General features: G+C 73.7%; 19 protein-coding genes. 3 read left to right on the forward strand and 16 right to left on the reverse strand.

Annotated elements, in window-relative coordinates:
• Window positions 1–53: 53 nt before the first annotated feature.
• The 5 genes from NDAS_RS19845 to NDAS_RS19865 all read right to left on the reverse strand — a co-directional run bounded on the left by NDAS_RS19845 (window position 54) and on the right by NDAS_RS19865 (window position 8,647).
• The gene (locus tag NDAS_RS19845) at window positions 54–2,486 is read right to left on the reverse strand and encodes an endonuclease/exonuclease/phosphatase family protein (RefSeq protein ID WP_013155017.1); all 2,433 of its coding nucleotides are present in this window, start codon (window positions 2,484–2,486) and stop codon (window positions 54–56) included.
• 351 nt (window positions 2,487–2,837) lie between these two features.
• Window positions 2,838–5,432 carry a polynucleotide kinase-phosphatase gene (locus NDAS_RS19850; protein WP_013155018.1) on the reverse strand — a complete coding sequence of 865 codons (2,595 nt, stop codon included), beginning with the start codon at window positions 5,430–5,432 and terminating at the stop codon, window positions 2,838–2,840.
• Window positions 5,429–7,033, reverse strand: a complete 1,605-nt coding sequence (locus NDAS_RS19855; protein WP_013155019.1) for a 3' terminal RNA ribose 2'-O-methyltransferase Hen1 — start codon at window positions 7,031–7,033, stop codon at window positions 5,429–5,431. Before NDAS_RS19855 ends, NDAS_RS19850 begins: the two co-directional genes overlap by 4 nt.
• Window positions 7,034–7,100: 67 nt before the next feature.
• Entirely contained in the window at window positions 7,101–7,568 is a 468-nt protein-coding gene (locus NDAS_RS19860) for a hypothetical protein (RefSeq protein ID WP_013155020.1), read from the reverse strand.
• Window positions 7,569–7,615: 47 nt separating this feature from the next.
• A complete protein-coding gene (locus tag NDAS_RS19865) occupies window positions 7,616–8,647 on the reverse strand; it encodes a hypothetical protein (RefSeq protein WP_013155021.1) in 1,032 nt (343 codons plus the stop codon).
• Window positions 8,648–8,949: 302 nt separating this feature from the next.
• On the opposite strand from NDAS_RS19865, the gene NDAS_RS19870 reads away from it, so the two are divergent.
• Complete coding sequence (locus NDAS_RS19870; RefSeq protein WP_041552881.1) at window positions 8,950–9,933, forward strand: ABC transporter substrate-binding protein; 984 nt, start codon at window positions 8,950–8,952, stop codon at window positions 9,931–9,933.
• A 131-nt stretch (window positions 9,934–10,064) separates the two neighbouring features.
• Here the strand turns inward: NDAS_RS19870 and glpD are convergent, their stop codons facing one another.
• The 8 genes from glpD to groES form a co-directional block, all read right to left on the reverse strand.
• On the reverse strand, window positions 10,065–11,786 hold the full coding sequence (gene glpD / locus NDAS_RS19875) for a glycerol-3-phosphate dehydrogenase (RefSeq protein WP_013155023.1): 1,722 nt from the start codon (window positions 11,784–11,786) through the stop codon (window positions 10,065–10,067).
• Window positions 11,787–11,941: 155 nt separating this feature from the next.
• A complete protein-coding gene (locus tag NDAS_RS19880; protein WP_013155024.1) occupies window positions 11,942–12,190 on the reverse strand; it encodes a hypothetical protein in 249 nt (82 codons plus the stop codon).
• 30 nt (window positions 12,191–12,220) lie between these two features.
• Complete coding sequence (locus tag NDAS_RS19885) at window positions 12,221–13,090, reverse strand: lytic transglycosylase domain-containing protein (protein ID WP_013155025.1); 870 nt, start codon at window positions 13,088–13,090, stop codon at window positions 12,221–12,223.
• Window positions 13,091–13,283: 193 nt separating this feature from the next.
• Complete coding sequence (locus tag NDAS_RS19890) at window positions 13,284–14,387, reverse strand: GuaB3 family IMP dehydrogenase-related protein (protein WP_041552882.1); 1,104 nt, start codon at window positions 14,385–14,387, stop codon at window positions 13,284–13,286.
• A gap of 120 nt (window positions 14,388–14,507) precedes the next feature.
• Complete coding sequence (guaB, locus tag NDAS_RS19895; RefSeq protein ID WP_013155027.1) at window positions 14,508–16,004, reverse strand: IMP dehydrogenase; 1,497 nt, start codon at window positions 16,002–16,004, stop codon at window positions 14,508–14,510.
• A gap of 473 nt (window positions 16,005–16,477) precedes the next feature.
• Window positions 16,478–17,074: a sigma-70 family RNA polymerase sigma factor gene (locus tag NDAS_RS19900; protein ID WP_013155028.1), complete on the reverse strand. Its 597-nt coding sequence runs from the start codon at window positions 17,072–17,074 to the stop codon at window positions 16,478–16,480.
• Between the two features lie 287 nt (window positions 17,075–17,361).
• Window positions 17,362–18,972: a chaperonin GroEL gene (gene groL, locus NDAS_RS19905; protein WP_013155029.1), complete on the reverse strand. Its 1,611-nt coding sequence runs from the start codon at window positions 18,970–18,972 to the stop codon at window positions 17,362–17,364.
• Between the two features lie 115 nt (window positions 18,973–19,087).
• Window positions 19,088–19,399: a co-chaperone GroES gene (gene groES, locus NDAS_RS19910; RefSeq protein WP_013155030.1), complete on the reverse strand. Its 312-nt coding sequence runs from the start codon at window positions 19,397–19,399 to the stop codon at window positions 19,088–19,090.
• A 262-nt stretch (window positions 19,400–19,661) separates the two neighbouring features.
• Between groES and NDAS_RS19915 the strand changes: the two genes are divergently transcribed.
• Both NDAS_RS19915 and NDAS_RS19920 read left to right on the forward strand, forming a co-directional pair.
• Window positions 19,662–20,948, forward strand: coding sequence for a class I SAM-dependent methyltransferase (locus NDAS_RS19915; protein WP_013155031.1), 1,287 nt, complete (start codon window positions 19,662–19,664; stop codon window positions 20,946–20,948).
• Between the two features lie 674 nt (window positions 20,949–21,622).
• Window positions 21,623–23,860 (forward strand): apolipoprotein A-IV repeat region-like domain-containing protein, encoded by a 2,238-nt coding sequence (locus NDAS_RS19920; protein ID WP_013155032.1) that lies wholly within the window; start codon window positions 21,623–21,625, stop codon window positions 23,858–23,860.
• Between the two features lie 258 nt (window positions 23,861–24,118).
• On the opposite strand, the gene NDAS_RS19925 is transcribed toward NDAS_RS19920, so the two are convergent.
• The 3 genes from NDAS_RS19925 to NDAS_RS19935 all read right to left on the reverse strand — a co-directional run bounded on the left by NDAS_RS19925 (window position 24,119) and on the right by NDAS_RS19935 (window position 26,537).
• Window positions 24,119–25,087, reverse strand: a complete 969-nt coding sequence (locus tag NDAS_RS19925) for a zinc-binding dehydrogenase (RefSeq protein ID WP_013155033.1) — start codon at window positions 25,085–25,087, stop codon at window positions 24,119–24,121.
• A gap of 76 nt (window positions 25,088–25,163) precedes the next feature.
• On the reverse strand, window positions 25,164–25,619 hold the full coding sequence (locus NDAS_RS19930; protein WP_013155034.1) for a DUF6098 family protein: 456 nt from the start codon (window positions 25,617–25,619) through the stop codon (window positions 25,164–25,166).
• Between the two features lie 162 nt (window positions 25,620–25,781).
• Complete coding sequence (locus NDAS_RS19935) at window positions 25,782–26,537, reverse strand: NUDIX hydrolase (RefSeq protein WP_049800318.1); 756 nt, start codon at window positions 26,535–26,537, stop codon at window positions 25,782–25,784.
• Between the last annotated feature and the right edge of the window lie 38 nt (window positions 26,538–26,575).

Below are 26,575 nucleotides of genomic sequence, written 5' to 3' on the forward strand. Positions count from 1 at the left end.
GGCACGGGGGACCCGGCTCCCGGCGCGGAAGTCGCGCCGGGAGCCGGGCGGGATCAGGGGCGCCCGGGCGGGGTGCCGCGGCGGGTGTCCAGCCACAGCACCTGGGGGTCGTGGTCGCTGACCTGGTCGGAGAACTCGGAGTTGATCCGCGCGATGTCGTACTCGACCCGGCCCGCGAGCGCCTGGTTGACCAGGATGTGGTCCAGCGCCTGGGAGTTGCCGTCGAAGACGTAGTTGTAGCGCTCCTCCACGGGCAGGTCCGTCATCGGGTTGTGCAGCGGCCCGTCGGCGGTCAGGATCTCCAGGGTCCGGGAGAACTGGAAGTCGTTCAGATCGCCCATGACCACCAGGTTGGCCTCGGGGTCCACGGCCAGCAGCTCCTCGGCGAAGTCGCGCACGAGCCCGGCCTGGGCGTGGCGCTGGGCCTCGCTGGTGCGCCGCGGCGGCTGGTGGACGCCGTGCAGGGACTCGTCCCCGCCCTTGGAGTTGAAGTGGTTGGTGACCACGTAGACGTCCCGGTTCAGGGCGCGGAAGTGGCCGACCAGCGGCTTGCGGCTGGAGTCCCAGGCCCCGTCCCGCGGGCTGATCCGGCCCGGGGACACCGACAGCTCGGCGCCGCGCCCGCCCTCCACGACCTCCACGGCGGTGGTCGCGTCGCCGCCCTCGCGGTCGACGAACTGCACGCGCTCGGGGTCGAACAGGAACGCGTTGCGGATGTTGCCGCCGGGCTGGCCGCCGTCCTGCTTGTCCTCGGGGCTGATCTGCCGCCACTCGTAGGCGGGGCCGCCGTGCTCCTCCACGGCCTCCACCAGCCGGTCCAGGGTGACGTCGGCGTCCACGACGCCGTCGTCGGTCGGGCCGGTGTTGTCCTGGATCTCCTCCAGGCCGATGATGTCGGGCGAGTTCAGGGACTCGACGATCCCGGCCGCCAGCGCGTCGTACCTGGCCTGGTCGTCGCGCCCGCCGAGGTTCTCGACGTTGTAGGTGGCGACGCTGACCTCGTGGCGCCGCGCGTCGCGGACGGCGGTGCGCTCCAGGCCGCCCCGCACGTGCCCGCCCAGGGTGGTGGCGCGGATGAGGTAGCCGCCGAACCGGCTGTAGTAGAGGGGTCCCTCGGTGACCCCGGCGAGGGTGTCGCCCACGTTGGCCTCGGGGAAGGGGTGCTGGTCGCGGTCCAGCAGCGACTCGACCTTGATCCGTCCGGAGTTGGGGTCGCCGTAGGAGCCGTAGCGGGTGCCGCCGTTGACGGTGGGGTTCTGTCCGGGCTTGGTGGTCACCCAGAGCGCGGAGTAGTCGTCGGTGGCGCCGACGACGGGCGCGTCCTCCACGCGGACGAGCATGTGCTCGTGCGCGGCCCAGAAGTCCAGGGCGTACTCCGCGGGTTCCAGGTCGAGCGCGGAGACGTCGCCGCCGGGTTCGGGCGCGTACGCCTCGGGGACGGCGTCCTCGTCGAGCAGGACCGGGTCGGGCGCGGCGTTGCCCGAGGACAGGACGGTCCAGCGGGCCTGGTCGAGCTGGGTGATGGTCTGCGCACCGGAGGCGGGGCTGTACTCGCTGACCCGTCCGGCGGCCAGGACCTCGTCGCCGACGGCCACGTCCGGGGTGGTGGACCCGGTGAAGACGAACAGCCCCTCGCTGGTGCGCGGGTCGCCGTCGCCCTCGGTGTCCTGGAACCAGAACCCCCGCGCGCCGCCGAAGGGGTTGACCGCCGTGACCACGCCCGGCAGGCCCGTGACCTGCTGTCCGGCGTAGGGGGAGGTCCGGGTGGTGCCCTGGACGTCGTGGACGCGCAGGTCGCCGGGCTCGACGGGTTCCTCGGGGTCGGTGCCGCCCCCGCCGGGTGTCTGGCCCGCGGTGTTGGTGGGCGAGGGGGCCGCGGCCGTGAAGTCCGCCGCGTTGTCGCCGGTGTCGGTGAGGGCGTCGTCGCGCGAGGCGGAGGTGGTGTTGCCCAGCCGGGGCGCGGGCGCACCCTCGTGGACGACGGCGTCCCCGTAGCCGACGAGGTCGGCGACGGACGCGTCCGCGGTGCACTCCGCGGCGGTCCGGCAGGTGACGGGGTCGGTGCCCCGCACGAGCAGGACCGTGCCGGAGGTGGCGGACATGTTGGTGCCGCCGGTGGCGTCGGGGGCGGGGAGGTCGGTGCTGCCCCCGGCGCCCGCCGCCTGGCGCACGAGGTAGTACCCGTCCGCGCCGATCTCGCCGTTCAGTGCCGTGACCTGCACCTGGGTGGCGGGCCTGGGGTTGGCGGGCAGGTACTGCACGCTCCAGCCGTCGAGGGAGAAGGCCTCGCCGGTGGGGTTGCCCAGTTCGACGAAGTCGTGGCGCAGGTCCGCGCCGCTGTTGCCGCCTCCGCCGTAGACCTCGCTGACCACCGGGGTGGCGGTGTCGGCGAGGGCGGACGGCGCGGACGTGAGCCCGAGGCCCAGGAGCACCGCCGCCGCGGCGGACGTGGACGCGACCAGGCGTCCGGGTCGGTTGGGGGACACATCTTCTCCGGAGGGGAGTGGGGGTTGACGGGCGTGCACATCATGGCCCCTGCGGATGTCCGACCGAAAGAGAGGGCGTGAAAAGGAGGCGAATCGGAACGCCGTCGGTGGGATCGGACCGGTCCGGCGGCGCCCGTGCCTCGTGGGATCCTCCGAAGGATCAGACCGAAGAGCTGGGCCGGAGGGGCAGACCGAAGAGCTGGGCCGAAGAGCTGGGCCGAAGAGCCAGGCCGGAAGGCCGATCCGCCTCCAGTGAGCCCCGCACGCGCGCGGTCGCGCGGACGTTGACCACGCGGAGCGCCGGGGTGGCGGTCGCACGACGTCAGCGCCGCGCGACCGCCGCCCCGCCCGCTACAGCCGGGGGTCGACCGGGACCGACTCCAGGGCCAGCACCGCGAACACCGGCTCGTGCACGCGCCACAGCGGTTCGCGCCGGGCGTGGCGGGCCAGCGCCTCCAGGCCCAGCTTGTGCTCGCGCATGGCCAGCCCGCTCTTGCGGCCCACGTTGCGGTCCTTCAGGACCGCCATCCGCTCGGGGTCGGTGTAGTCGGGCCCGTAGACGATGCGCAGGTACTCGGGCCCGCGCACCTTCAGCCCGGGCTGTGCCAGGCCCTTGCGGCCCGTGGCCCGGGCGCCCAGGAGGGGTTTGACCACCATCCCCTCGCCGCCGGTGGAGACCATGTCGGTCCACCAGTCGGCGGCCGAGGCGCACGCGCCCGGGTCGGTGGTGTCCACGACCCGGTAGCGGGTGGGGCGGACCAGCCCGCTGGCCTCGGCGAGCCGTTCGGCGACCGCCATGTGCCACAGGTGGTCGGCGTCCCCGTACTCGCGCCCCTCGGAGGCCAGCACCATGAACGGCGCGTACCGGAGCCCGGCGGTGCCGTCGGTGTCCCAGGAGTAGCGCCGGTAGACCCGGCTGAACTCCTCCACCTGCTCCGTCCGGCGCGCGACCCCCTCGATCAGCCCGTCCACGGGCACACCGCGCCTGGCCGCGGCGGCGAGCGCGATCCCGGCGGCGGGCAGGGCCGCGCGGGCGGCGGCGCCCACCGACGCGTACTGCTCGCGGATCAGCGTCCGGGCCTTGGCCGACCACGGCAGCATCTCCCCGTCCAGGGCGACCCAGTCGGTGCCCAGCCGGTCCCAGAGCCCGGCGTCGGTGACCGCCTGCCGCAGCTGGTCCACGACCCGCGCCTGGAGGGCCGGGTCGGAGAAGAAGGGCCGTCCGGTCCGGGTGTACACGGTGCCCAGCTCCCCGGGCACGAACCGGCGTTCGGCGGCGTCGGCGTCCCGGCACAGCACGGCCACGGCCCGCGACCCCATGTGCTTCTCCTCGCACACGACCTCGCCGATCCCCGAGCCCCGGAAGGAGGCGAAGGCCTCGTTCGGGTGCTCCAGCAGCCCGGGCTCGGCCGAGGTCGGCGCGGGCGCCATGGTCGGCGGGAGGTAGAGCAGCCAGCGCGGGTCCACCGCGAACCTGCTCATGACCTCCAGCGCGGCCAGGGTGCTGCCTCCGTCGGCGCGCACCAGGCCGTGCTCGGTCTCCACGAACATGCCCGTGCGGGTGTCGCCGACGCCGATGTCGGTGACGTCCACGGCGGCGTCGGGGCGCGTGGCGGGTTCTCCGTCCGCCGTGTCCGTCAGCGGCCGGGCGGGCTCGTACCAGGTGCGGCGCGCCAGCACGTCGACGATCTCGCGCTCGGGGTAGCGCAGCGCGGTGAGCCTGCCGCCGAACACGCAGCCGGTGTCCAGGCAGAGGGTGTTGTTGACCCACTCGGCCTTGACCATGGGCGTGTGCCCGTAGACCACGGCGGCCCGGCCGCGGTACTCGCGCGCCCAGGGCAGCCGCACCGGGAGCCCGTACTCGTCGGTCTCACCGGTGGTCTGGCCGTACAGGGCGAAGGAGCGCACACGGCCGGAGGCCCGCCCGTGGTACTCCTCCTTGAGCCCGGCGTGCGCGACGACCAGCGCGCCCCCGTCCAGGACGAGGTGGCTGACCAGCCCGTCGCAGAAGTCCAGCACGCGCCTCCGGAACTCCTCGCTCTCGCGTCCCAGCTGTTCCATGGTCTCGGCGAGGCCGTGCGTGAGCCGGGCCTTGCCGCCCTTGAGCACCCGGACCAGCTTGTTCTCGTGGTTGCCGGGCACGCAGAGGGCGTCGCCGTCGGCGACCATGCCCATGACCAGGCGCAGGACGCCGGGGCTGTCGGGGCCCCGGTCCACGAGGTCGCCGACGAACACCGCCGTGCGCCCCAGCGGGTGGCGGGCGCCGACCGGGCGCCCGAGGTCGTCGCGGGCCAGCTCGTAGCCGAGCGCGCCCAGCAGCTCCTCCAGTTCCTCGCGGCAGCCGTGCACGTCGCCGACGATGTCGAAGGGGCCGGTGAGCTCCCTGCGGTCGGGCCAGGCGCGCTCCAGTTCGATGACGGCGGCGTCGATCTCCTCGGGCCCCTGGAGCACGTGCACCTTGCGAAAGCCCTCCCGGCGCAGGTGCCGCAGGCTCTGGCGCAGGTCGCGCCGCTGGCGGCGGATGACGTGGTCGCCGAAGTCGCGGTCGGGCCGGTCCCGGTTGCGCTCCCGGGCCAGGGCCTCGGGGACGTCGAGCACGATGGCCGTGGACAGCACGTTGTTGTCCTTGGCGATGCGCACGAGTTCCCGGCGGGCCCTGCTCTGCACGTTGGTGGCGTCGACCACGGCGAGCAGGCCCCGGCGCAGCCGGATGTCCACGACGGTGTGCAGGAGCGAGAACGCGTCGGCGGTGGCGGCCTGGTCGTTCTCGTCGTCGCTGACCAGGCCGCGGCAGTAGTCGGAGCTGATCACCTGTGTGGGCGCGAAGTGCCGGGCGGCGAAGGTGGACTTGCCGGAACCGGAGACCCCGACCAGCACGACGAGCCCCATCTCGGGCACGCCGAGCACGCGCGGCTCGGCGGCCCCGTCCCTCTCGGTCGTACTCATCGGACGAAGACTCCCATCTGGGTCGGTGCGCCGGTGTCGGGGTGTTCGGGCCCGACCGGCAGGTAGCGGACGCGGTAGCCGTGCTTGTCGGCGACCCCGTCCGCCCACAGGGTGAACTCGGCGCGCGTCCACTCGAAGCGGTGGTCGCTGTGCCGGAGGGCGCCCTCCTCCAGCCCCTCGTAGTGGGTGTTGTACTCGGCGTTGGGCGTGGTGACCACGACGACGCGGGGCCGGGCGGAGCCGAACACGCTCTCCTCCATCGCGGGCAGGCGCGAGGGGTCGATGTGCTCGACCACCTCCATGAGGACGGCGGCGTCGTAGCCCTCGAACCTTTTGTCGCGGTAGACGACCGAGCCGACGAGCAGTTCCGGCCTGCGGCCCGCGTCCCCGCGGTCGCGGGCCGCGACGGTGTCGGAGAACAGGGGCCGGTGGCGGTCGCGCCCGCCCGGGTCGCAGCCCCTGCACACCCTGCGGTGGGCGCGTTCGAGGCTGACGACGCTGACGTCCACGCCGGTGACGCGCTCCAGGGAGCGGTCGCGCACCAGGCGGGTGAGCAGCTGTCCGGCGCCGCAGCCCAGGTCGATGACGCTGGTGGCGTTCTCGGCGGCCAGCACCGCCATGACCGCCCCGGCCCGCTGTTCGGCCAGGCTGGGGGCGCGCTCCTCCAGGGGCAGCGCCGCGGAGGCCTCCTCGACCCCGGGGTCGTCGCCCTCCCCGTCCCCGGTCAGGTCGTCGGCCTCGGCCAGGCGGGCCAGCGCGGTCCGCACGTAGCCGTCGCGGCGGTTGAGGTAGCGGCGGACGATCCAGGAGCGTTCGGGGTGCCCGGCGAGCCAGCCGGTCTCGGCGGGCCCGTCGCTCTCGGCGCTCACGGAGGGCCCGTTGCCCACGGTGGGCTCAGCGGGCCCGTCGGTTCCGTCGCTGTCAGCGGGCTCACCAGCCGCGCCGGTCCCGGCGTCACCGGCGGCGAGCCCACCGGCGCGCAGCAGCTTGTCCACCTCGCTGCGGTCCACCCAGTAGTGCTTGTTGCCGTCCAGGACCGGCAGCAGCACGTACAGGTGGCTGAGCGCCTCGGACAGCCGGACGGTGCCGGTGAGGGTGAGCGACAGGTAGTGGGAGTCGCCCCATCCGGGCAGCCCGGGGTCGAGCGGGACCGGTTCGGCCTCCACCGCCCACCCCAGGGGCTCGAACAGCGACCGCACGCGCTCGGCGCCGCCCCGGCAGGGCACCGCGGGCATGCGCAGCTCCAGCGGGATCGGCGTGCGCGCCAGCTCGGGGCGCTGCCTGCAGTCCCCCCGCAGCGCGGAGCGCATGACCCGCCCCAGCGCCACCGTGAACAGCGACGACGTCGCGTAGGGGCGGTCGTTGACGTACTGGGCCAGTGCGAAGTCGGGCGTGCTCACCGACGTGCGCGTGCGCAGCAGCGCCTGCGCGTCGACGTCGAGCATCAGCGCGGCGGTGCAGCGCTGCTCGGTGGCCTCGGGGTAGAAGACGTGGGCGGTGCCGAAGGACTGCTCGAAGCTCTGCGCCCTGTCGGGGTGCTTGTGCAGCAGGAAACCGAGGTCCGTCGCCGGGTTCGCCGTGGTCGTGATCGTCAGTAGCACCCGTGCATTGTGGCCGAGCCCCCGCGGCCCTGGCGAGGGCTTTTCGGGCGCCGGGGCACGTGCGCCCTCAGGATCGGACGGCGCGGGCGGACCGACCGCGGACGACCAGCGCCGCGGCGACCAGCGTGACCGCGAGGATGAGCGCGTTGGCGGCGACCAGGCTCCACGTGGATTCGAGCACGGGGTGCAGGAACGAGGTCCGCGGCACCCGGTCGGCCGCGCCGGGCCACACGGTCCACACCCCGACGGCCAGCAGCAGGTACACGGGGGCGCAGATCAGCGCCGTGATCCCGGGGCGGGGCAGGCGGAGGGCCCGGGCCAGCGGCCAGGCCATGACCGGGGCGAGGGGGAAGGGCAGGAGCAGCAGGGCCATCCCGGCGCCGATGTTGGCGTCGGGCGCCGTGTGGGCCGCGTCCATGGCGTGGGCGACGCCCCACCCGACCAGGTGGGCCAGGGCCGCGGCGGCGAGGGCCGCGGCCACGGCGAGCGGGACCGTGCGCGAGACGGGGGCGGGGGCGGGAGAGCGGTGGTTCATGTCCCCAGACTGCCCGCTGTGCGTCGCCCCCACCTGAGTAGCGGTACTCAGGTCGCCGCCGGCCCCTGGGTCTCCCGGCCAGGATCGACCCCGAGTTCGGCCATCGCGCGGATCAGTTCGGTGTGGGCGGGGCCGAAGAAGGACCAGGGCACGTCGCACCGCACGGTTCCCACGGCGGTCAGGTGCCAGTGCGCCGCCTGCGCCATCCCGGCCCGGTGGAAGGCCCATCCGAACAGGTGGTGGGCCTGGGCGTCGCGCGGATGCGGCACCGCCTCGGCGGCCCACGTCCGCGCGAGCTCGAACAGCTCCTGGACCGACTCCCCGTGCAGGCGGCCCAGGGCCATGTCCACGATGTAGGGGGCGCTGCCCTCGGCGAGCAGGCGCTTCTGCTCCGTGCGCACGTGCTCGGCGTGGGCGAGGGCGAGCACGGACGGCAGGGGGCTGCCCGCGGGCGCGGTGTCGGCTGCGGCTCCCGCGAACGCGAACATCTCCTCGGTGCTGCCGCCCCGGGCGGCCGACAGGGTGCGCGTGCGGACCGTGTGGGCGGGGAACAGGTGGGGCGCGCGGGCGGTGATCTCACGCCAGATCCGGTCCTTCTCCTCCCGGTCCGCGCCCAGGCCCATCGCGGCGGTCTGGAGCCCGGCCCAGGGCGCCGCGTCGTCGGGGCGCAGCCGCGCGGCGGCCTCCAGTGCCTCCACCGCCTCGTGCAGGGCGGCGGAGGCGGCCTTCTCGTCGGCCCTGGTCCCGCCGGAGGGCCGGACCAGGGCGCGGGCCAGCAGCGTGTGGCCCAGCCAGAGCATGGTGTCGGCCCCGTCGGCACCGGCCGCCATGAGTCCGACGATCTCCTCGGGCAGGTCGACGGCGGCCCTGGCCAGCGCCTCGACCCGCAGCACGCGGGTCTCGGGGTCCTCCCGGCTCTCCACGAGCAGAGGGGTGCCGGCTTCGAGGTCGCCCTCGCGGACGGCCTCGCACGCGGTCCTCAGGACCGGGTCGACTCCGAAGGCCTCCGGTACCAGGTGCGCCCCGATGTCGGCGCCCCGACGCGGCACCCTGGCTGGTTTGCGTACGAATCGCCACATGCGACCGAGCGTAGCGGGCCCTCGGCCCCTCGGGCCCACGGGGCGACGGGGCGGCGGGCCCGCGCGGGGACCCGCTCGGGAACGCGGGGACCTGCCCGCGAACGCGCGACGCCGGTCCCCGGCCGCGCACCCGTCCCGCGTCCGGACGCCGCTTCGGGGAGGGCGGTGTGGCACCCTCCCGCAAGCAGAGAATAAGGTAAGGCTTCCCTTAACCGCGCGCTGGAGCGGGAGCCCCCACGGCTCCCCCGTGTCCGCCGTGCGGCGCGGAGCAGCGCTTCGCGACGAGTGAGAGGTGGGCGTACGTGAGGACTGCACGGGAGCGCGCGGCGGTCGGCCGCGGGAGGCGCCTGGCCGTGGCGGCGATCGCGCTGGCCGCCGCCGTGGCCGGATGCGCGACCGGGGCCGGGGAGGCCGACCAGCGGTCCTCCCCCGGCGCCGACGGCTACCCCGTGACCGTCCAGACCCGGCACGGCGGGGTCACGGTCGAGGAGAGCCCGAGCCGGGTCCTGGCCCTGGGCTTCGCCGCGGCGGACGAGGCCGTCTCCCTGGGGGTGACGCCGGTCGCCGTCGCCGCCGACCCCGAGACCCTGGAGGCCGCCACCCCCTGGCTGGCCGAGGAGCTGGCCGGGATCGCCGACCCCGGCCTGGTCTCGGCCGACGGCGGACCCAACCTCGAAGCCATCGCCTCCGTGGAGCCCGACCTGATCCTGGCCCAGACCTACCAGGTTCCGGACGCGACCACGTTCGAGCGGCTCAACGCCATCGCGCCGACGGTCGCCCCGGACTCCGAGGCCCTCAACGTGGACTGGGACGCGCGCCTGCGCACCACCGCCCAAGCGCTGCGCAGGGAGGAGGAGGCCGAGGAGCTGATCACCGGCATCAGCGCGGCGTTCGCCGAGGTCGGCGGGCGGGTGCCCGACATCGGTTCCAGGACCTACCAGTGGGTGCGCGCCGACCCGGGGCGGTACGCCTTCGGCAACGGCTCGGTGCTCGAACTGTTCGGGCTGCGGCCCGCCGACAACCAGGACAACACCCAGACGGGCGACCCGCTGCCGCTGGAGCGCACCGGGGAACTCGACGCCGACGTGCTCATGGTGTGGGCCCCGACCGGGGAGGACCGCGACAGGCTGGCCGAGGACCCCCTCTTCCAGGAGCTGCCCGCGGTCGGGGCCTCGACCGTGTACTACGCCGACCTGGCCTTCGCCAACGCGCTGAACTCCCCCGCGCCCATCGGGCTGGAGTGGCTCAGGGGCGAGCTGGAGCCGGTCGTCGGACAGCTCTCCTGAGGGCGGCGGGCGGCCGGTCCCCGCTGGCCCCGCCCGCGGAGGAGCGACCGCCGAGGGCCCGACCGTGCGGCGGCTCGGACGCGGGCGGTCCCCGGCGGCGCTCCCCCGGGTAAACCGCCCGCGCCGCGCGCTCAGGGCCGCGTGATGTTGGCCTCCGGGACGATCTCCGGGGCCCCGTGCTGGATCGCGTCCGCCTCCTGGTCGGTGTCCTGCTCCTGCGCCGCGCGCTCGGCCTCGATCCCCTTGCGGTAGTACTCGACCTCCCGCCCGATCTGCTCCTCGTTCCACTCCAGCGGACCGGCGAGCAGCTCGGCCGCCTCCTCGGCGGCGGCGATGCCCCGGTCCCAGGTCTCGAAGGAGATCCGGGTGCGCCGGGACAGGACGTCCTCCAGGTGGCGGGCCCCCTCGGCCTCGGCCGCGTAGACGATCTCGGCGCGCAGGTAGTCCTCGGCGTGCGCGAGCGGTCGGCCGAGGTCGGGGCGCTCCCGGACCAGGTCGAGCAGGTCGTGGACCGAGGCGCCGTAGCGGCGCAGCAGGTGGGTGACGCGGGAGACGTGCAGCCCCGAGTTCCGGGCCAGCCGGTGGCGCTGGTTGTACAGCGCCCAGTAGCCGTCCGCGCCCACCAGGGGCAGCCGGTCGGTGACCGAGGCCGGGATCCCGTTGCCCAGGCCGTGCGCGACCGCGTCCACCGCGTCCTTGGCCATCACCCGGTAGGTCGTGTACTTGCCCCCGGCGATGAGGACCAGGCCGGGCACGGGATGGGCCACCGTGTGCTCGCGGGAGAGCTTGGAGGTCTCCTCCGACTCCCCCGTCAGCAGCGGTCGCAGACCCGCGTACACGCCCTCGACGTCGTCCCGGCCCAGGGGCGTGCGCAGGACCTGGTTGACGTGGTCGAGGACGTAGTCGATGTCGGCCCGGCTCGCCGCGGGGTTCTCCTTGTCCAGGTCCCACGCGGTGTCGGTGGTGCCGATGATCCAGTGGCGGCCCCACGGGATGACGAACAGGACGCTCTTCTCGGTCCGCAGGATCATCCCGGAGGAGGCCTGGATGCGGTCGCGCGGCACCACGAGGTGGATGCCCTTGGACGCGCTGACGTGGATCTGGCCCCGGCCGCCGACCATCTCCTGGATGTCGTCGGTCCACACCCCGGCGGCGTTGACCACCTGGCGGGCCCGGACGCGCCGCTCGCCGCCGCCCTCCAGGTCGGCGACGGTGGCGCCGACGACGTGCTCGCCCTCGCGCAGGAACCCGACCGCCTGGGCGCGGGAGGCGATCTTGGCCCCCAGGCCGGCGGCGGTGCGCAGCACGCTGATGACCAGGCGGGCGTCGTCCACCTGGCAGTCCCAGTACTGGATGGCCCCGGCGAGGGCGCTGCGCTTGAGCGCGGGGAAGACCCGCAGCGCCCCGGACCTGGTCAGGTGGCGGTGCGTGGGCAGTCCGCGGTTGTTGCGCGAGCTCATGGCGAGGGCGTCGTAGAGGGTGACGCCCGCGCCGATGTAGGCGCGCTCCCAGTGGTGGGCGAACGGGAACAGGAACGGCACCGGGCGGACCAGGTGCGGGGCGATGGTGGTGAGGAGCAGGCCGCGTTCGTGGAGCGCCTCGCGGACGAGCTCGAAGTCGAACTGCTCCAGGTAGCGCAGGCCGCCGTGGATGAGCTTGCTGGACCGGCTGGAGGTGCCCGACGCGAAGTCGCGCGCCTCGACCAGCCCCGTGGACAGTCCGCGCGAGACCGCGTCCAGGGCGATGCCCGCCCCGACGATGCCTCCCCCGACCACGAGGACGTCGAGTTCCTCGTCGGCCATCGACGCGAGCGTCTCGGCGCGCCCCTTCGGTCCCAGCCAGGTGGTAGTCATCCGTCTCCTCCGTCTCGATGGGTCTCCTCCCAGGCGCATACCCGCCCCGGGCCCGTGTCCATCCGAGAGGGCCCCAGGCTAACCGGGGTCGATGATCACACCGGGTGTCCGGCACCGGCGTGTCACGGGGAGTTCGGATGGGGGCGGGAAGCGTTTCACCTCCTCGTCAGGGCCTGGGCGGGGAGGGCGGCGACCGCGGTGCTCTGCCGAAAGGCCCAGCCGACGCTCTGGCCCCGGGAGATGTCGAGGACCAGCAGGAGCGGTCCGGCGGTGACCGTCAACGCGCCGGGGGCGTCGGACCCGGTCGGACCGGGGCGACGGCTGTCGGCGGGCAGGGCGCGCGGCGCCCCCGAGGCGGGCCGGAGACGGCCCGCCCGCGAGGGCCGACCGCCGGGTCGGACCACCGGATCAGTCCGTCTGGTCAGACGGCCGGGTCAGGCCGCGTCGGCGTAGGCGTGCGCGTAGGCCAGGACGTCGGCGACGTACTCGTCGGAGCGGTTGTACTCCAGGATCGCCGCCTCCCAGTCGGCCGCGACGGTCAGGTCGCGGCCCTCCGCGCACAGGTACCGGGCCGCGGCGAGCGCGGCGTCGTCGATGTTGTGCGGGTCGGGGTCGCCACCGGACGGGGAGTCGCCCCAGCGCTCCCAGGTGTGCGGGATGAACTGCATCGGGCCGATCGCCCGGTCCCACTCGGTGTCGCCGTCGTACCGGCCGCCGTCGGTGTCCGGGATGGCCCGGGTCCGGTTGGTGCCGTCCAGCGGGATGCCGATGATGTCGACGGTCGTGTTGCCGTCGTCGCCGATCTCTCCCCCGGCGTAGGTGCCGTGGTGCGACTCGATGTAGCCGATCCCGGCCAGGGTGGGCCAGGACAGCTGGCACGAGGGCTGGTCCCGGGCGACCACCAGCTGCGCGCCCGCGTACCCCTCCAGGGCCCGGCGCGGGATCCCGGTCGCCTCCGACACCTGGTCGAGCCACTCGGCGCTGGGGCGCTCCTCGACGGCGGGGGTCTGGCGCTCGTCGGCGCCCGCCTCCTCGGGGGCGGGGTCGCCCTCCTCCGGGGCCACGTCCGCGGGCTCCGGCGGGCCGGTGAGCTCGTCGTGGGGCGGGGTCTGGATCGTGCCCGCCGGCGGCTCGACGCCCGAGGCGCTGGGCGGCGACCACTCGTTGAACGCGTCGGAGATCCGGTTGACCAGGACGACCACTCCACCGGTCAGCAGCAGGCACACCGTCAGCGTCACGCAGACGGCGACCAGCGGGCCACGACTCCGGCGCCCCTCGGCCCCGGACGTGCGTCGTTCACCCATGGGCTCTCCACATCGTCAAGGAAACGTCAATTCCACATCACGCCGGAACCAAAGTACGCGACCGGCGGCCCCTCGTGCCCGGCGCCCTCGGGCACGGGGGGCCGCCGCGCGGCGGGGCCGCACACGCGAAGGGCCGCGCCGGCTGGGACCGGCGCGGCCCTTTCGGGTCCGTGTCCTGGGCGAACACACCCCTCTAGTGCGGGTTGACCACGACCTCGACCCGCTGGAACTCCTTGAGGTCGGTGTAGCCGGAGGTGGCCATCGTGCGACGAAGAGCACCCATGAGGTTCATGGAACCGTCGCTGGTGGAGGCCGGGCCGTGCAGGATCGACTTCAGGTCGCCGATCGTGCCGACGTGGAGGCGCTCGCCGCGCGGCAGCTCGCTGTGGTGCGCCTCGCTGCCCCAGTGGTAGCCGCCGCCGGGCGCCTCGGTGGCGCGCGCGAGCGGGGAGCCCACCATGACGGCGTCGGCGCCGCAGGCCAGGGCCTTGGCGATGTCGCCGCTGCCGGTCATGCCGCCGTCGGCGATGACGTGCACGTACCGGCCGCCGGACTCGTCCAGGTAGTCGCGGCGGGCCGCGGCCACGTCGCCGATGGCGCTGGCCATCGGCACGGCCACGCCCAGCACGGAGCGGGTGGTGTGGCCCGAGCCGCCCCCGAAGCCGACCAGCACGCCCGCGGCGCCGGTGCGCATCAGGTGCAGCGCCGCCGTGTAGGTGGCGCAGCCGCCGACCACGACCGGCACGTCCAGCTCGTGGATGAACTGCTTGAGGTTGAGCGGCTCGGCGCGGCCGGACACGTGCTCGGCCGACACCGTGGTGCCGCGGATCACGAAGATGTCCACGCCCGCGTCGACGACCGCCTTGTGGTACTGGGCGGTGCGCTGCGGCGACAGCCGGGCGGCGGTGACCAGGCCCGCGTCGCGGATCTCCTCGATCCGGCGGCCGATCAGCTCCTCCTGGATCGGCGCCGCGTAGATCTCCTGGAGCCGCCGGGTGGCGGCGACGTCGTCGAGCTCACGGATCTCCTGGAGCAGCGGATCCGGGTCCTCGTAGCGGGTCCAGAGCCCTTCGAGGTCGAGCACGCCGAGGCCGCCCTGCTCGCCCACGGCCACGACGGTCCGGGGCGAGGCCACGCTGTCCATGGGGCTGACCACGAGCGGGGTCTCGAACCGGTAGGCGTCGATCTGCCAGGCGATGGACACCTCCTCCGGGTCCCGCGTCCGCCGGGCAGGCACGATCCCGATCTCGTCGAGCTCGTAGGCCCGGCGTCCGTTCTTGCCCAGCCCGATCTCCACCTGAGCCAACGTTTCGATCCCCTCTGACGTGCCTCGCCGGACGGTCTACCGGCGCGTTTCCTGCCGCCGTGAGTCTATCGACCCCGAAGGGGGGCGGCGCCGGGCCGCCCGGCCGCCGCGTCAGCGGGCGTTGTAGTTGGGCGCCTCGACCGTCATCTTGATGTCGTGCGGGTGGCTCTCGCGCAGACCGGCGCTGGTGATGCGCATGAGCTGGCCGCGCTCGCGCAGCTCGTCCAGCGTACGGGTCCCGGCGTACCACATGGACTGGTGCAGACCGCCGACGAGCTGGTGGGCGACCGCCTGAAGCGGGCCGCGGAAGGGCACCTGGCCCTCGATGCCCTCGGGGACCAGCTTGTCCTCGCTGGCCACGTCGGCCTGCGCGTAGCGGTCCTTGGAGAAGGAGCGGCCGCGCATGGCGCCGAGCGAGCCCATGCCCCGGTAGGCCTTGAACTGCTTGCCGTTGATGAAGATCAGCTCACCGGGGCTCTCCTCCACGCCCGCGAGCAGGCTGCCGAGCATCACGGTGCTGGCCCCGGCCGCGATGGCCTTGGCGATCTCACCGGAGTACTGGAGCCCTCCGTCGGCGATGAGCGGGACGCCCGCCGGGCCGCACGCCTTGGCGGCCTCCAGGATGGCGGTGAGCTGCGGGGCGCCCACACCGGCCACGACCCGCGTCGTGCAGATGGAGCCCGGGCCCACACCGACCTTGACGGCGTCGGCCCCGGCGTCGATGAGCAGCTGCGCCCCGGCGCGGGTGGCGACGTTGCCCGCGACGATGTCGGCGCGCGAGTTGGCCTTGAGCTTGGCGATCATGTCCGCGAGCCCCGAGGAGTGGCCGTGGGCGGTGTCCACGACGATGAAGTCGACACCGGCCTCCACGAGCCGCTTGGCGCGCTCCTCCGCCTCGGCGCCCACGCCCACGGCGCCGCCGACGACGAGGCGGCCGTCTGCGTCCTTGGTGGCGTCGGGGTACTGCTCGCTCTTGATGAAGTCCTTGACGGTGATCAGGCCGCGCAGCCGGTTCTGGCCGTCGACCAGCGGCAGCTTCTCGACCTTGTGCCTGCGCAGCAGGTCGAAGGCCTGCTCCCGGCTGACGCCCACGGGGGCGGTGACCAGGTTCTCCGTGGTCATCACGTCGCGGACCAGGCGGCCCCGGTCGCTCTCGAAGCGCATGTCCCGGTTGGTGACGATGCCGACCAGGATCCCGGCGCCGTCGGTGACGGGCACGCCGGAGATCCGGTAGTGGGCGCACAGGCGCTCGACCTCGGCGAGGGTGTCCTCGGGCTGACAGGTGACCGGGTCGGTGACCATGCCCGCCTCGGAGCGCTTGACCAGGTCGACCTGGCTGGCCTGGTCCTCGACGGAGAGGTTGCGGTGCAGGACGCCCGCGCCGCCCTGGCGGGCCATCGCCACGGCCATGCGTGCCTCGGTGACGGTGTCCATCGCCGCGGACAGCAGCGGGATCCGCAGCGTGAGGTTGCGCGACAGGCGGGTGGTGGTGTCGACCTCGCCCGGCTGGAGATCGGAGTAGGCCGGGACCAGAAGGACGTCGTCGTAGGTCAGTCCGGGGGGAAGGAGTTTGTCCCCGTAGTCGCTGTACTCCTGGCTCTGGCCCATGACACAACCTCCGCTTTCCCGGCACACCTGCGCGGTCTCGCCCTCGCGTGTCGTCTCATCCTAGGTCGTGGTCCCGTGCGCCTCCGGTGGAACAGGGTGTTTGACCCGTCACCCCGGGCCGAAAGTGACCAGCCTCACGGTTTGCGCGGCCCTCTCTCCGCCCCCGCCCCGCACGCGGTTTCCCCTGCGCCCCAGGGGGTCCGGGGTCCTCCCCCCGTTCCCGCCGTCCCCGGGAGAGGGGGAGGCGGCGGTCGGGGCCGTTCCGAGCCGTCGCCGCGGTCCCCGGTGGCGGTCGCCGCACAACGGGTCACATGAGGTGGTCACCCCATGACCCGACCCGTGGCACGCGCCTCGGGAGGACGGGGCGGCTCTAGGGGCGGAGGTAGCCCGACGGCCCGAGGGCGCGGCAGTATCCGCGCACCCGGGGGCGGTCGGGGCACCGGCGGCGTCCGGGCCGGGGGCGTCCGGAGTGCTCAGGGGACGAGGCGGTTCGCCACGGCCACCTGCCGAAGCCGAGCAATAGCTCGGTGCTGGGCAACCCGTACCGCTCCCGCCGACATTCCAAGAACATGTCCCGTCTCATCCGCCGTAAGTCCTGCGATGACCCTCATGACCAGCAGTTTGCGCTGTTGCTCGGGCAGCTCGTCGAGAAGCTCCCGGGCCCGCTGGGCCTCGATCACCCGCACCGCCGACTCCTCGGGCCCCGGCCCCTCGTCGGGGCGCTCGGGCACGGAGTCGGTGGGCACCGTCTCGACCCTGCCCGCACCGCGCAGGGTGTCGGCCACCTTGTGGGCCGCTATGCCGAACACGAAGGCCGCGAAGGGGCGGCCGCGGTCCTGGTAGCGCGGTATCGCCGAGAGCAGGGCGATACACACCTCCTGGGCCACGTCGTCGGAGTAGTGGGCCAGCCCCGAGACCCGGGCCAGGCGGGCACGGCAGTACCTGACCACCATGGGGCGGACCTCGCGCAGCAGCGAGTCCATCGCCCCGTCGTCCCCCCGGACCGCCAGCGATCCCAGATGGTTCAACCCCGTGTGGTCCCGCTGCCCCCGGGCGCCTGCATCCGTCACCGTCACGCTAGGAATGATGCCCCCACCGCCGGACTGAACCACTCGGATCGGCAACTACAGAATGGTCACGTTTCGGGAAAATCACCCGAAAACATCTGTGCCGCCGAGGGAAACCTGTGACGTGCGTGATAGTGCGCGGGGGCGGAGCAACCGCTCCGCCCCCGTCTCGGCCGGGCCGTGTCCGCCGGACGCGCCCCGGCCGCCGTGGCCGTGCTCCGGGGTTCCTCGGGTCCGGAAGGCCCGAGGGCCCTGGGACCCGCGGCCCACGGAAGGCCCGGCCGCCGTGCCTAGTGGCTGTGGCCGTGCCCGTCGTCCTCATCGTCCTCGGGCTTGTCCGCCACCAGCACCTCGGTGGTCAGCAGCATGCCCGCGATGGAGGCGGCGTTCTGCACGGCGGAGCGGGACACCTTGACCGGGTCGAGGATGCCCTGCGAGGTCAGGTCGCCGTAGGTGCCGGTCGCGGCGTTGTAGCCGTGGCCGACCTCCAGCTCCGACACGCGGTGGGTGACCACGTAGCCCTCGGCGCCCGCGTTCTCCGCGATCCACCGGGCGGGCTCGACCAGGGCGCGGCGCACGATCGCCACACCGGTGGCCTCGTCGCCCGTCAGGCCGAGGTCGTCCGAGTCCAGCGCCTTGGAAGCGTGCACCAGGGAGGCGCCGCCGCCGGCGACGATGCCCTCCTCGATGGCCGCGCGGGTCGCCGAGATGGCGTCCTCCAGGCGGTGCTTCTTCTCCTTGAGCTCCACCTCGGTGGCGGCGCCCACGCGCAGGACGGAGACACCGCCCGCGAGCTTGGCCAGGCGCTCCTGGAGCTTCTCGCGGTCCCAGTCGGAGTCGCTCGCCTCGATCTCCTTGCGGATCTGGCGGACGCGGTCCTCGACCTCGGACTGCTCCCCGGCGCCGTCCACGATGGTGGTGGCGTCCTTGGTGATCGTGACGCGGCGGGCGCCGCCCAGCGCGTCGAGGTCCACGTTCTCCAGGGTCAGGCCGACCTCCTCGGCGACGACCTGGCCGCCGGTGAGGACCGCGATGTCCTGGAGCATGGCCTTGCGGCGCTCGCCGAAGCCGGGCGCCTTGACCGCGGCGACGTTGAGGGTGCCGCGGATCTTGTTGAGCACCAGGGCGCCCAGGGCGTCACCGTCGATGTCCTCGGCGATGATGAGCAGGGGCTTCTTGCTCTGGACGACCTTCTCCAGCACGGGCAGCAGGTCGTTGAGGCTGCTGATCTTGCCCTGGTTGATCAGGATCAGCGCGTCCTCCAGCACCGCCTCCTGGCGGTCGCCGTCGGTGACGAAGTAGGGCGAGACGTAGCCCTTGTCGAACTGGAGGCCCTCGGTGAAGTCCAGGTCCAGACCGAAGGTCGGGGCCTCCTCCACCGTGATGACGCCGTCCTTGCCGACCTTGTCGAACGCCTCGGCGATCAGGTCGCCGATCTGGGCGTCCTGGGCGGAGTTGGTGGCGACGTAGGCGATGTCCGCGCGCTCCTCGACGGGGCGGGCGCGCTCCAGGAGGATCTCCGACACCTTGGCGGCGGCGGCGTCGATGCCCTTCTTCAGGGACATCGGGGAGGCGCCGGCGGCCACGCTGCGCAGACCCTCGCGGACGAGGGCCTGGGCCAGGACGGTCGCGGTGGTGGTGCCGTCACCGGCCGCGTCGTTGGTCTTGGTGGCGACCTCCTTGACCAGCTGGGCGCCCAGGTTCTCGTAGGGGTCGTCCAGCTCGACCTCACGGGCGACGGTCACGCCGTCGTTCGTGATGGTGGGGGCGCCGAACTTCTTGTCGATGACGACGTTGCGACCGCGCGGGCCGAGCGTCACCTTGACGGCGTTGGCGAGGCGGTCGACGCCCCGTTCGAGGGCGCGACGGGCGTCGTCCTCGAACTCCAGGATCTTCGGCATGTGGGTGCTTCCTCTTCAGGCTGGTCGAAAGAGAGCATCCCGCCCGCCCGGCTGTGCGCCGACCGGTGCGGGATGCGGATGGCTCCGGGCCCGATGGAGCGGGCCCCGCGGAGACCTACTTCTCGACGACAGCGAGAAGGTCGCGGGCGGAGAGCACCAGGTACTCCTCGCCGTCGTACTTGACCTCGGTGCCGCCGTACTTGCTGTACAGGACGACGTCGCCGACCTTCACGTCCAGCGGGATGCGGTTCTCGCCCTCGTCGTCCCAGCGGCCCGGGCCCACGGCCAGGACCTCGCCCTCCTGGGGCTTCTCCTTGGCGGTGTCCGGGATGACCAGACCGGAAGCGGTGGTCTGCTCGGCCTCCAGCGTCCGGACCACGACGCGGTCCTCGAGCGGCTTCAGCACGGTCTTGGTGGCGGTCGACACGGTGTGACCTCCCCCTTCAAGGTTTCGGTGTACTGATCTCGGCCCGCACTGGTGCACGGACCGACTGCGAAAAAGGGGCGACCACGGCGGCCTGTCGTCGCGGGTGCCAGACCGGCCTCGTCGCGGTTAGCACTCTACCCCCGAGAGTGCCAGAATGGAAATGTGACCGTGACCCCCGGTCAGGGGACTTCCCCGGGGGCTCCCTCCGGGGCGGGGCCCGGTCGCGTCCGAACACCGCTCCTTCGACGCCCGGGGGGAACCCATGCGCCTGCCCGCCTTCGAGGCCCTGCTCACCGACGCGGGCCGGGAGGTCCTGGCGGGGGTGGACCCGAAGGCCGCCGCCGGGGACCAGCTCGCCGCGGCCTCACTGCTGCGCGGTGATCCGCGCGTGGCGGCCCTCGACCCCGGTCTACCCGTATCCGAGCTGGTAAACGCCGTCCTGACCCAGGTCTCCCTGCGCGAACGCGGGCGGGCCAAGTTCGGCGAACTCGCGCGGCGGATGTTCTTCACGCCCAACGGGCTGGAGCAGTCCACCCGGCGCGTGGTGGCCGACTACCGCGCGGAGCGCATGGCCGGGGCGATCGGCTCGGCCGGGTCGTCGGGGCGGGGCCTGGACGGCGCCGCCGCGGGCGACCTGTGCTGCGGGGTCGGCGCGGACCTGCTGGCCCTGGCCGCGCGCGGCGTTCCGGTCGAGGGCGTGGACGCCGACCCCCTCACGGTCGCGGTGGCCCGCGCCAACATCGGGGCCCTGGGCCTGTCCGGGCTGGCCCGGGTCCGCGAGGGCGACGCCTCCGCGACCGCGCCCGGCCGGTACCCGCTGCTGTTCTGCGACCCCGCCCGGCGGGGCGGGCGCGGCCGGGTGTTCGACCCCTCGGCCTACTCCCCGCCGTGGGACACGGCCGTGGACCTGGCCTCGGGGGCGCAGGCGGCCTGCCTCAAGGCCGCGCCGGGCGTCCCGCACGAGGCGCTGCCCGGGGACGCGGCGGCCGAGTGGATCTCGGTGGACGGGGAGCTGAAGGAGACCGCCCTGTGGTTCGGCGCGCTGGCCGACGGGCCGCGGCGCCGGGCGACGGTGCTGCACGAGCGCGAGGGGCTGCTCGCCCGCGAGGGCGCGGTGGCGCACCTGGACGCCGACCCCGGTCTGGGCCCGGCCCCGGTGGCGTCGGCCCGGCGCTACCTGTACGACCCGGACCCGGCCGTGGTGCGCTCGCACCTGGTGGCGGAGGCGGCGGCGCGGGTGGACGGCGCCCTGCTGGACGAGCGGATCGCGTACTTCACCGCGGACAGCGCTGTGCTCTCGCCGCTGTGGCGGGTGCTGGAGGTGGTGGAAGTGCTGCCGTTCTCGCTGAAGCGGCTGCGCTCGGCGGTGCGCGGCCTCGGGGCGGGGACGGTGACCGTCAAGAAGCGGGGTTCGGCGGTGGACACCGAGAAGCTGCGCCGGGACCTGCGCGCCTCCGGCCCGGAGTCGGTGACGGTCGTGCTCACGCGGATCGGCGAGCGGCCCTTCTGCCTGCTGTGCCGCGAGGTGGGCGACCCGCGGCGGGGTTAGCGGGCCGACCGGTGCGGGCGACGGGTTCCGCCACCGGTGCGCGTACGGGGCCGCCTTCACCGGTGCTCCTGCCACCGGCGTCACCGTCGGCGTCGATGGTGACGCCGGTGGGGGACCGTTCGCGAGGAGCGCGTGCCGGTGTCCACAGGCCCGACGGGGGCTGGCGGGCGGTGGAGGCGTCGGCCTAGGCTGGATTCGGGGGCGCCACGCGTCACCGTCGGGTGAGTGCGCCGCCCCCGTGTTCGAGTGTCCCCCTCCCCGCGACCGGCCCGCAAGGACACGTTCCCACCTGTGGACAACCGTGGACGAGGTGGCTGGAGTGCACCCTGGGGCCGCGGATCACGACATCGGGCCAGATCGTTACCTTCCCCACCCAGATCTTTGGCGGTCCCCTGGGGGAGGAGCGGCGCGTGTCGTTAAACTGGCGGCGCGAATTCTTTCCCTTCTCATGGATTCACCCGGAAGGCCGTGATCGTTGACCCGCCCCCGCGGTTCAGCAGAAGAACAGGCCTTGCCTCGCGTGTATACGCTCAGTCACACTCCAGTCACGATGAGGCCGTACTGGTGCAAAAACACCGTCCACCCGGGGACCATCGAGAACCCGAGCCGTCCGGAACCCACCGTCCACTCCCCCGGACGGGTACGGGAGCGCCAGAAAAATAAGGAGCACCTCGGTGGAACAGACCAATCACAACTTCCTCAACGGAGGAGGTCAGGCGGGGATCTCCGACCGCATGCGTGACCTGCTCTCCCAGGCCGCCCAGGAGCACGTCTCCGAGCAGAAGTCGCAGGGCGCCGTCAGCGAGGAGATGCGCCAGCGCCTGGAGGGCATGGAGTGGCTGCTCCGCGAGCTGCGCGAGCGCGAGCTCACCGCCCTCACCGAGTCGGTCGCCACGGTCAACGGCCGCGTCGACGAGTTCCTCGCCCGGCCGCCGGAGTGGGCGGAGACCCTCGCCGAGCACATCGAGGTCGTCGCCCAGCAGGTCAAGCCCCTCTCGGACCTGCCCTCCCTGCGCGCGGACACCCACCGCATCGCCGGTCACCTGGACACCGCGCTCACCCGCCTCCAGCGGATGGCGGAGACGGGCAACCGCACCTCCGAGCAGGTCAACGAGCTGGGCGAGCGCCTGACGGGGCTGGACGAGAGCCTCGACACCCGTCTGAACGGACTCGGAGAGACCCTCGGCGCCCGCCTGGACGGGCTGAGCGAGACCTTCGGCGCCCGCCTGGACGCGCTCGACACCGCGCTGGCCTCCCTGACCGCCAGGACCGAGGCCGTGCAGGCGTCGCTGTCCGCGCTCTCGGAGTCGGCGGAGAGCCGCCACGAGGCCCTCACCGCCGCGGTCGGCGAGAGCCGCACCGAACTGGCCGAGGCGCTCGCCGGCGGGCGGACCGAGATCTCCGAGGCCCTGGCCGAGGGCCGCACCGAGCTGGCAGAGGCCGTGGCCGCGAGCCGCGAGAGCCTCACCGCCGTCGTCAACGAGAGCCGCGAGAGCCTCACCGCCGTCGTGAGCGAGAGCCGCGAGGCCCTGGCCGCGGCCGACGCCCGGCTGGGCGAGACCGTCGAGGCCAAGGCCGAGGAGGCCGCCGCCAGGGCGGAGCAGGCCAACGGCGAGCTGCGCACGCTCGTGGAGGAGCGCACCGAGCGTCTGCGCACCTCGATGGAGGAGCGCACCGCCGAGCAGCACGAGACGCTGCTGTCGCGCCTTCAGGAGAACACCGGCGAGCTGGGCGAGCGCACCGCCGCCCTGACCGAGGAGCTGGGCGCCCTGTCCACCTCCTCCGCCGAGCGCCACGAATCCCTCACCGCCAAGCTGGCCGAGAGCGTCGGCTACCTCAGCACCCAGGCCGAGGAGAACAACGCCGAGACGACCGCCGCGGTCGCCGACGTCACCGGCGCGCTCGCCAAGCTCCGCGAGGACCACGAGTCGTCGCTCACCGAGCTGCGCACCCACCTGCGCCAGCGCCTGGCCGAGCTCAACGAGCAGATGGAGCTGGGCCGCACCGAGACCCGGGAGCAGGCCGAGGCCGCCTCCGAGCGCCTGCGCGAGGCGGTGACCGAGCGCACCGACGCCCTGGGCGCCCGGATCGCCGAGGACGCCGAGCGCGTCACCTCCGACTTCGCCGAGCTGCGGACGTTCGTCCAGGAGAACGGCGACCGGCTCGCCACCGAGTCCGAGGAGCGTTCGCGGACGCTGACCGAGTCGCTCACCGAGCGGGTGGAGGCGCACCGGACGGCGCTGGACGAGCGTCTGGAGCGCCAGCGCGAGGCCCTGACCGGCAAGGTCGACACCCACCTTGCGCAGATCACCGGCAAGGTGGACCACGAGCTGGGCCGCCTCACCGACCGCTTCGACACCTTCGAGGGGCACTTCGAGGGAAGCTTCGAGGGGGTCGAGGGCAAGCTCGACCGCATCGACGGCCGCATGGACGGCGTCAACGGCCGCCTGGACGGCCTGGACGGCCGGGTCAACGGTGTCGAGGGCCAGTTCGAGGGCGTCAGCGGGCACTTCGAGGGCGTGGACGGCCGTATGGAGGCCCTCGACGACCGGCTGGAGGCGCTCAACCAGCGGCTCAACCAGCTGCCGCAGACCATGGAGGTCAGCGAGCTGCACCGCCGCCTGACCGAGCTGGTGGAGCGGCCGCAGCTGGACCACACCGGCAAGCTGGACGAGATCGACGAGCACGTCACCTCGGCCGTGGCGCCGGTGCTGCGCGAGCTGAAGCAGCGCCCGGACCGGCACGAGCTGGAGGAGACCGTCACCGAGGCGGTCGAGAACTCGCACGACGACATCACCAAGCGGTTCGCCTCCCTGGAGGAGACGGTGCTCGCCCTGGCCGAGGCGCTGCTGCGCCCCGGCCGGGACGGCAAGAAGAAGCGCCGCCGCGACGAGGACGAGGACGACGAGTAGCCGGTAGCGCGGGGTCCGCGTAGGCGGTCCGCCCGGCGGACGGCGAGGGGGCCGGGGCACCCGAGGTGCCCCGGCCCCCGTGTGTACGCAGGCCGCGCCGGCAAGCCGGGGTTCCGCGCCCGGAGCGGGCCCCGAGCACCAGCATCGGCTACGGCTACGGCTACGGCTACGGCTACGGCTACGGCTACGGCTACGAGCACAGGGTCTCCGCAGGTCAGAAACCGCGCGCCGCGTCCGCGGCCTCTCCGCCGGGCCCGCTCAGACGGTGAAGACGATCTTGCCGAACTGCTCGCCCCCGGCCATCGCCCGGAAGCCCTCCTCGGCCCGGGCCAGGGGCAGCACCCGGTCGATCTCGGGCCGGATGCCGGTACGCACGCACATCCGGGCCAGGGCGGCCAGCTCCTCGCGGGTGCCCATGGTGGAGCCCAGGACCCGCAGCTGGAGGAAGAACACCCGGTTGAGTTCGGCCGGAGGCGCGTCGCCGCTGGTCGCGCCGCAGGTGATGACGGCGCCGCCCGGCTTCAGGGAGCGCAGCGAGTGCGCCCACGTGGCCTGCCCGACCGAGTCGAAGACGGCGTCGACCTTCTCCGGCAGGCGCTCGCCGGTGGGCAGCGCCGCGTGCGCGCCCAGGGAGAGGGCCCTGGTCCGCTTCTCCTCGCTGCGGCTGGTGGCGTAGACCCGGTGGCCCACCTGCGACGCCAGCCGGATGAGCGCCGCGGCCACGCCTCCCCCGGCGCCCTGGACGAGCACCGTGGAGCCCGGCCGCAGGTCGGCCTTGCCGAAGAGCATGCTGTAGGCGGTGAGCCACGCGGTGGGCAGGCAGGCGGCCTCCTCGAAGGACAGCTCCTCCGGCTTGGGCACCAGGTTGGCGCGGGGCACCAGGACCCTCTCGGCGAAGGTGCCGTCGTGGACCTCCGAGAGCAGCGACCGGCGGGGGTCGCGCGTCTCGTCCCCTCCCCCGGCGGCGGGGTCGCCGACGACGCCGTGCACGATGACCTCGTTGCCGTCCTCGTCCACCCCGGCCGCGTCGCAGCCGAGGATCATGGGCAGGCGCTCCTCGCTGAGCCCGACGCCGCGCAGGCTCCACAGGTCGTGGTGGTTGAGGGACGCGGCCCTGACGTCGACGGTCGTCCACCCCTCGCGGGGCTCGGGGTCGGGGCGTTCGCCCGCCTCCAGGGCGGAGACGGGGTCGTCGGGCGCGAAGCGTGCTGCGGTGATAGCGAACATACCCCGAAGCCAACCACGGAGACCGAATCCGGTTCCACCCCCGGGGGGCCGAAACGCGCGGGGAGCGGACCGGCCGCTACGGATCGGTCGGCTTCCTTCCCGCCTCGAAGCGATCCCGGTACCTGCGCTGCGCCTCCTCCATCACGGCCTCGGAGAGGTAGGCGACCGGCCGCACCCCGTCCAGGAGCGGTTCGTGGTCGGGGCCGTGGGCGACGGTGTCGCCCTGGAGGACCCACCCCACCCGGTCCGGGTCGTCCTCGACCAGGGAGGCGTACTTGCGCACCTGGCGGGAGAGCCAGTCCTCCAGGGGCCGGGTCCACCAGGACTCGGGGGTGAGGACGGTGACCGAGAGCCCGGGGAGTTCGAGTTCGCTCTCGTAGTCCTTGCTCACGACGTGGCGGTCCCGCTCGGGGCCGTCCGAGTAGCGCAGGTAGAGGCGGTCGCGGCCGCGGACGAGGTCGGCCAGCTCGGACAGGCTGGTGACGGTGGGCAGGGCTGCCGGTGAGCCGTGGTGCTGAGGAGTCGCGTCCATACGGCCCGACTACCCCGCCCGTCGGGGAGGAAGCCCGGCCCCGCGTCAACACGGAGGCAAGGCCGCCGCCCCGCTCACCGGCTCGCGCCCCGACCCCGGCGCTCCTGCCCCGGCGCCCTCCTCGGCTCAACCCCGCCCACCGACCCGCGCCCTCTCAGCGGTTCAGCCCCGTCCACCGGCTCCGGCGCGCTCCCCCGCCCCCGCCACGTCACCGGAGCGCAGGAGCGGCGGGTACAGCTCACGGGCGCCGCCGAACCGGTACAGGGCCGCGGGACGGCCCGCCTCCGCGGTGCGCCGCTCCCCGGTGGGCTCGACGAAGCCCGCCGTCCTGGTGACCTTGCGGCGGAAGTTGCTGGGGTCCAGGGAGATACCCCAGATCACCTCGTACACCCTGCGCAGGTCGCTGATGGTGAAGGGCTCCCGGCAAAAACCGGCGGCCACGGTCGTGTACTCCAGCCGGGACCGCGCCTCCTCGACCGCGTCGGCCAGGATCCGGCCGTGGTCGAAGGACAGGCCGAAGCCCGGGCCGAGCGCCTCCTCGACCGGCGTCCAGACGGCGTCGGCGGCGTCGGTCCCCGCGACGGGGGTGGGCAGGTCCGGCCCCAGCGCCAGGTAGGCCACGGTGACGACCCGCCCCCTCGGGTCGCGGCCGGGGTCGCCGTAGGCCCGCAGCTGCGTCAGGTGCAGCTTGCGCCCGTCCAGTCCGGTCTCCTCGCCGAGTTCGCGCAGGGCCGCCTCGTCCAGGCCCTCCTCCGGTCGGACGTACCCGCCGGGCAGCGCGCCGCGGCCGAGGAAGGGTTCCTTGCCCCGTTCCACGAGCAGCACGTGCAGGGCGTCGTCACGCACGGTGAATATGACGAGGTCGACGGTCACGGAAACCGGAAACCTGGGCGTCGGGGGCCCCGCACTGGAACTCATCCCACCGATCCTACTAAAGGTCCCCTTGACCAAAACCA

Origin of the sequence: Nocardiopsis dassonvillei subsp. dassonvillei DSM 43111, assembly GCF_000092985.1 — a bacterium.
In the GTDB taxonomy this organism is placed as follows: Bacteria; Actinomycetota; Actinomycetes; order Streptosporangiales; family Streptosporangiaceae; genus Nocardiopsis; species Nocardiopsis dassonvillei.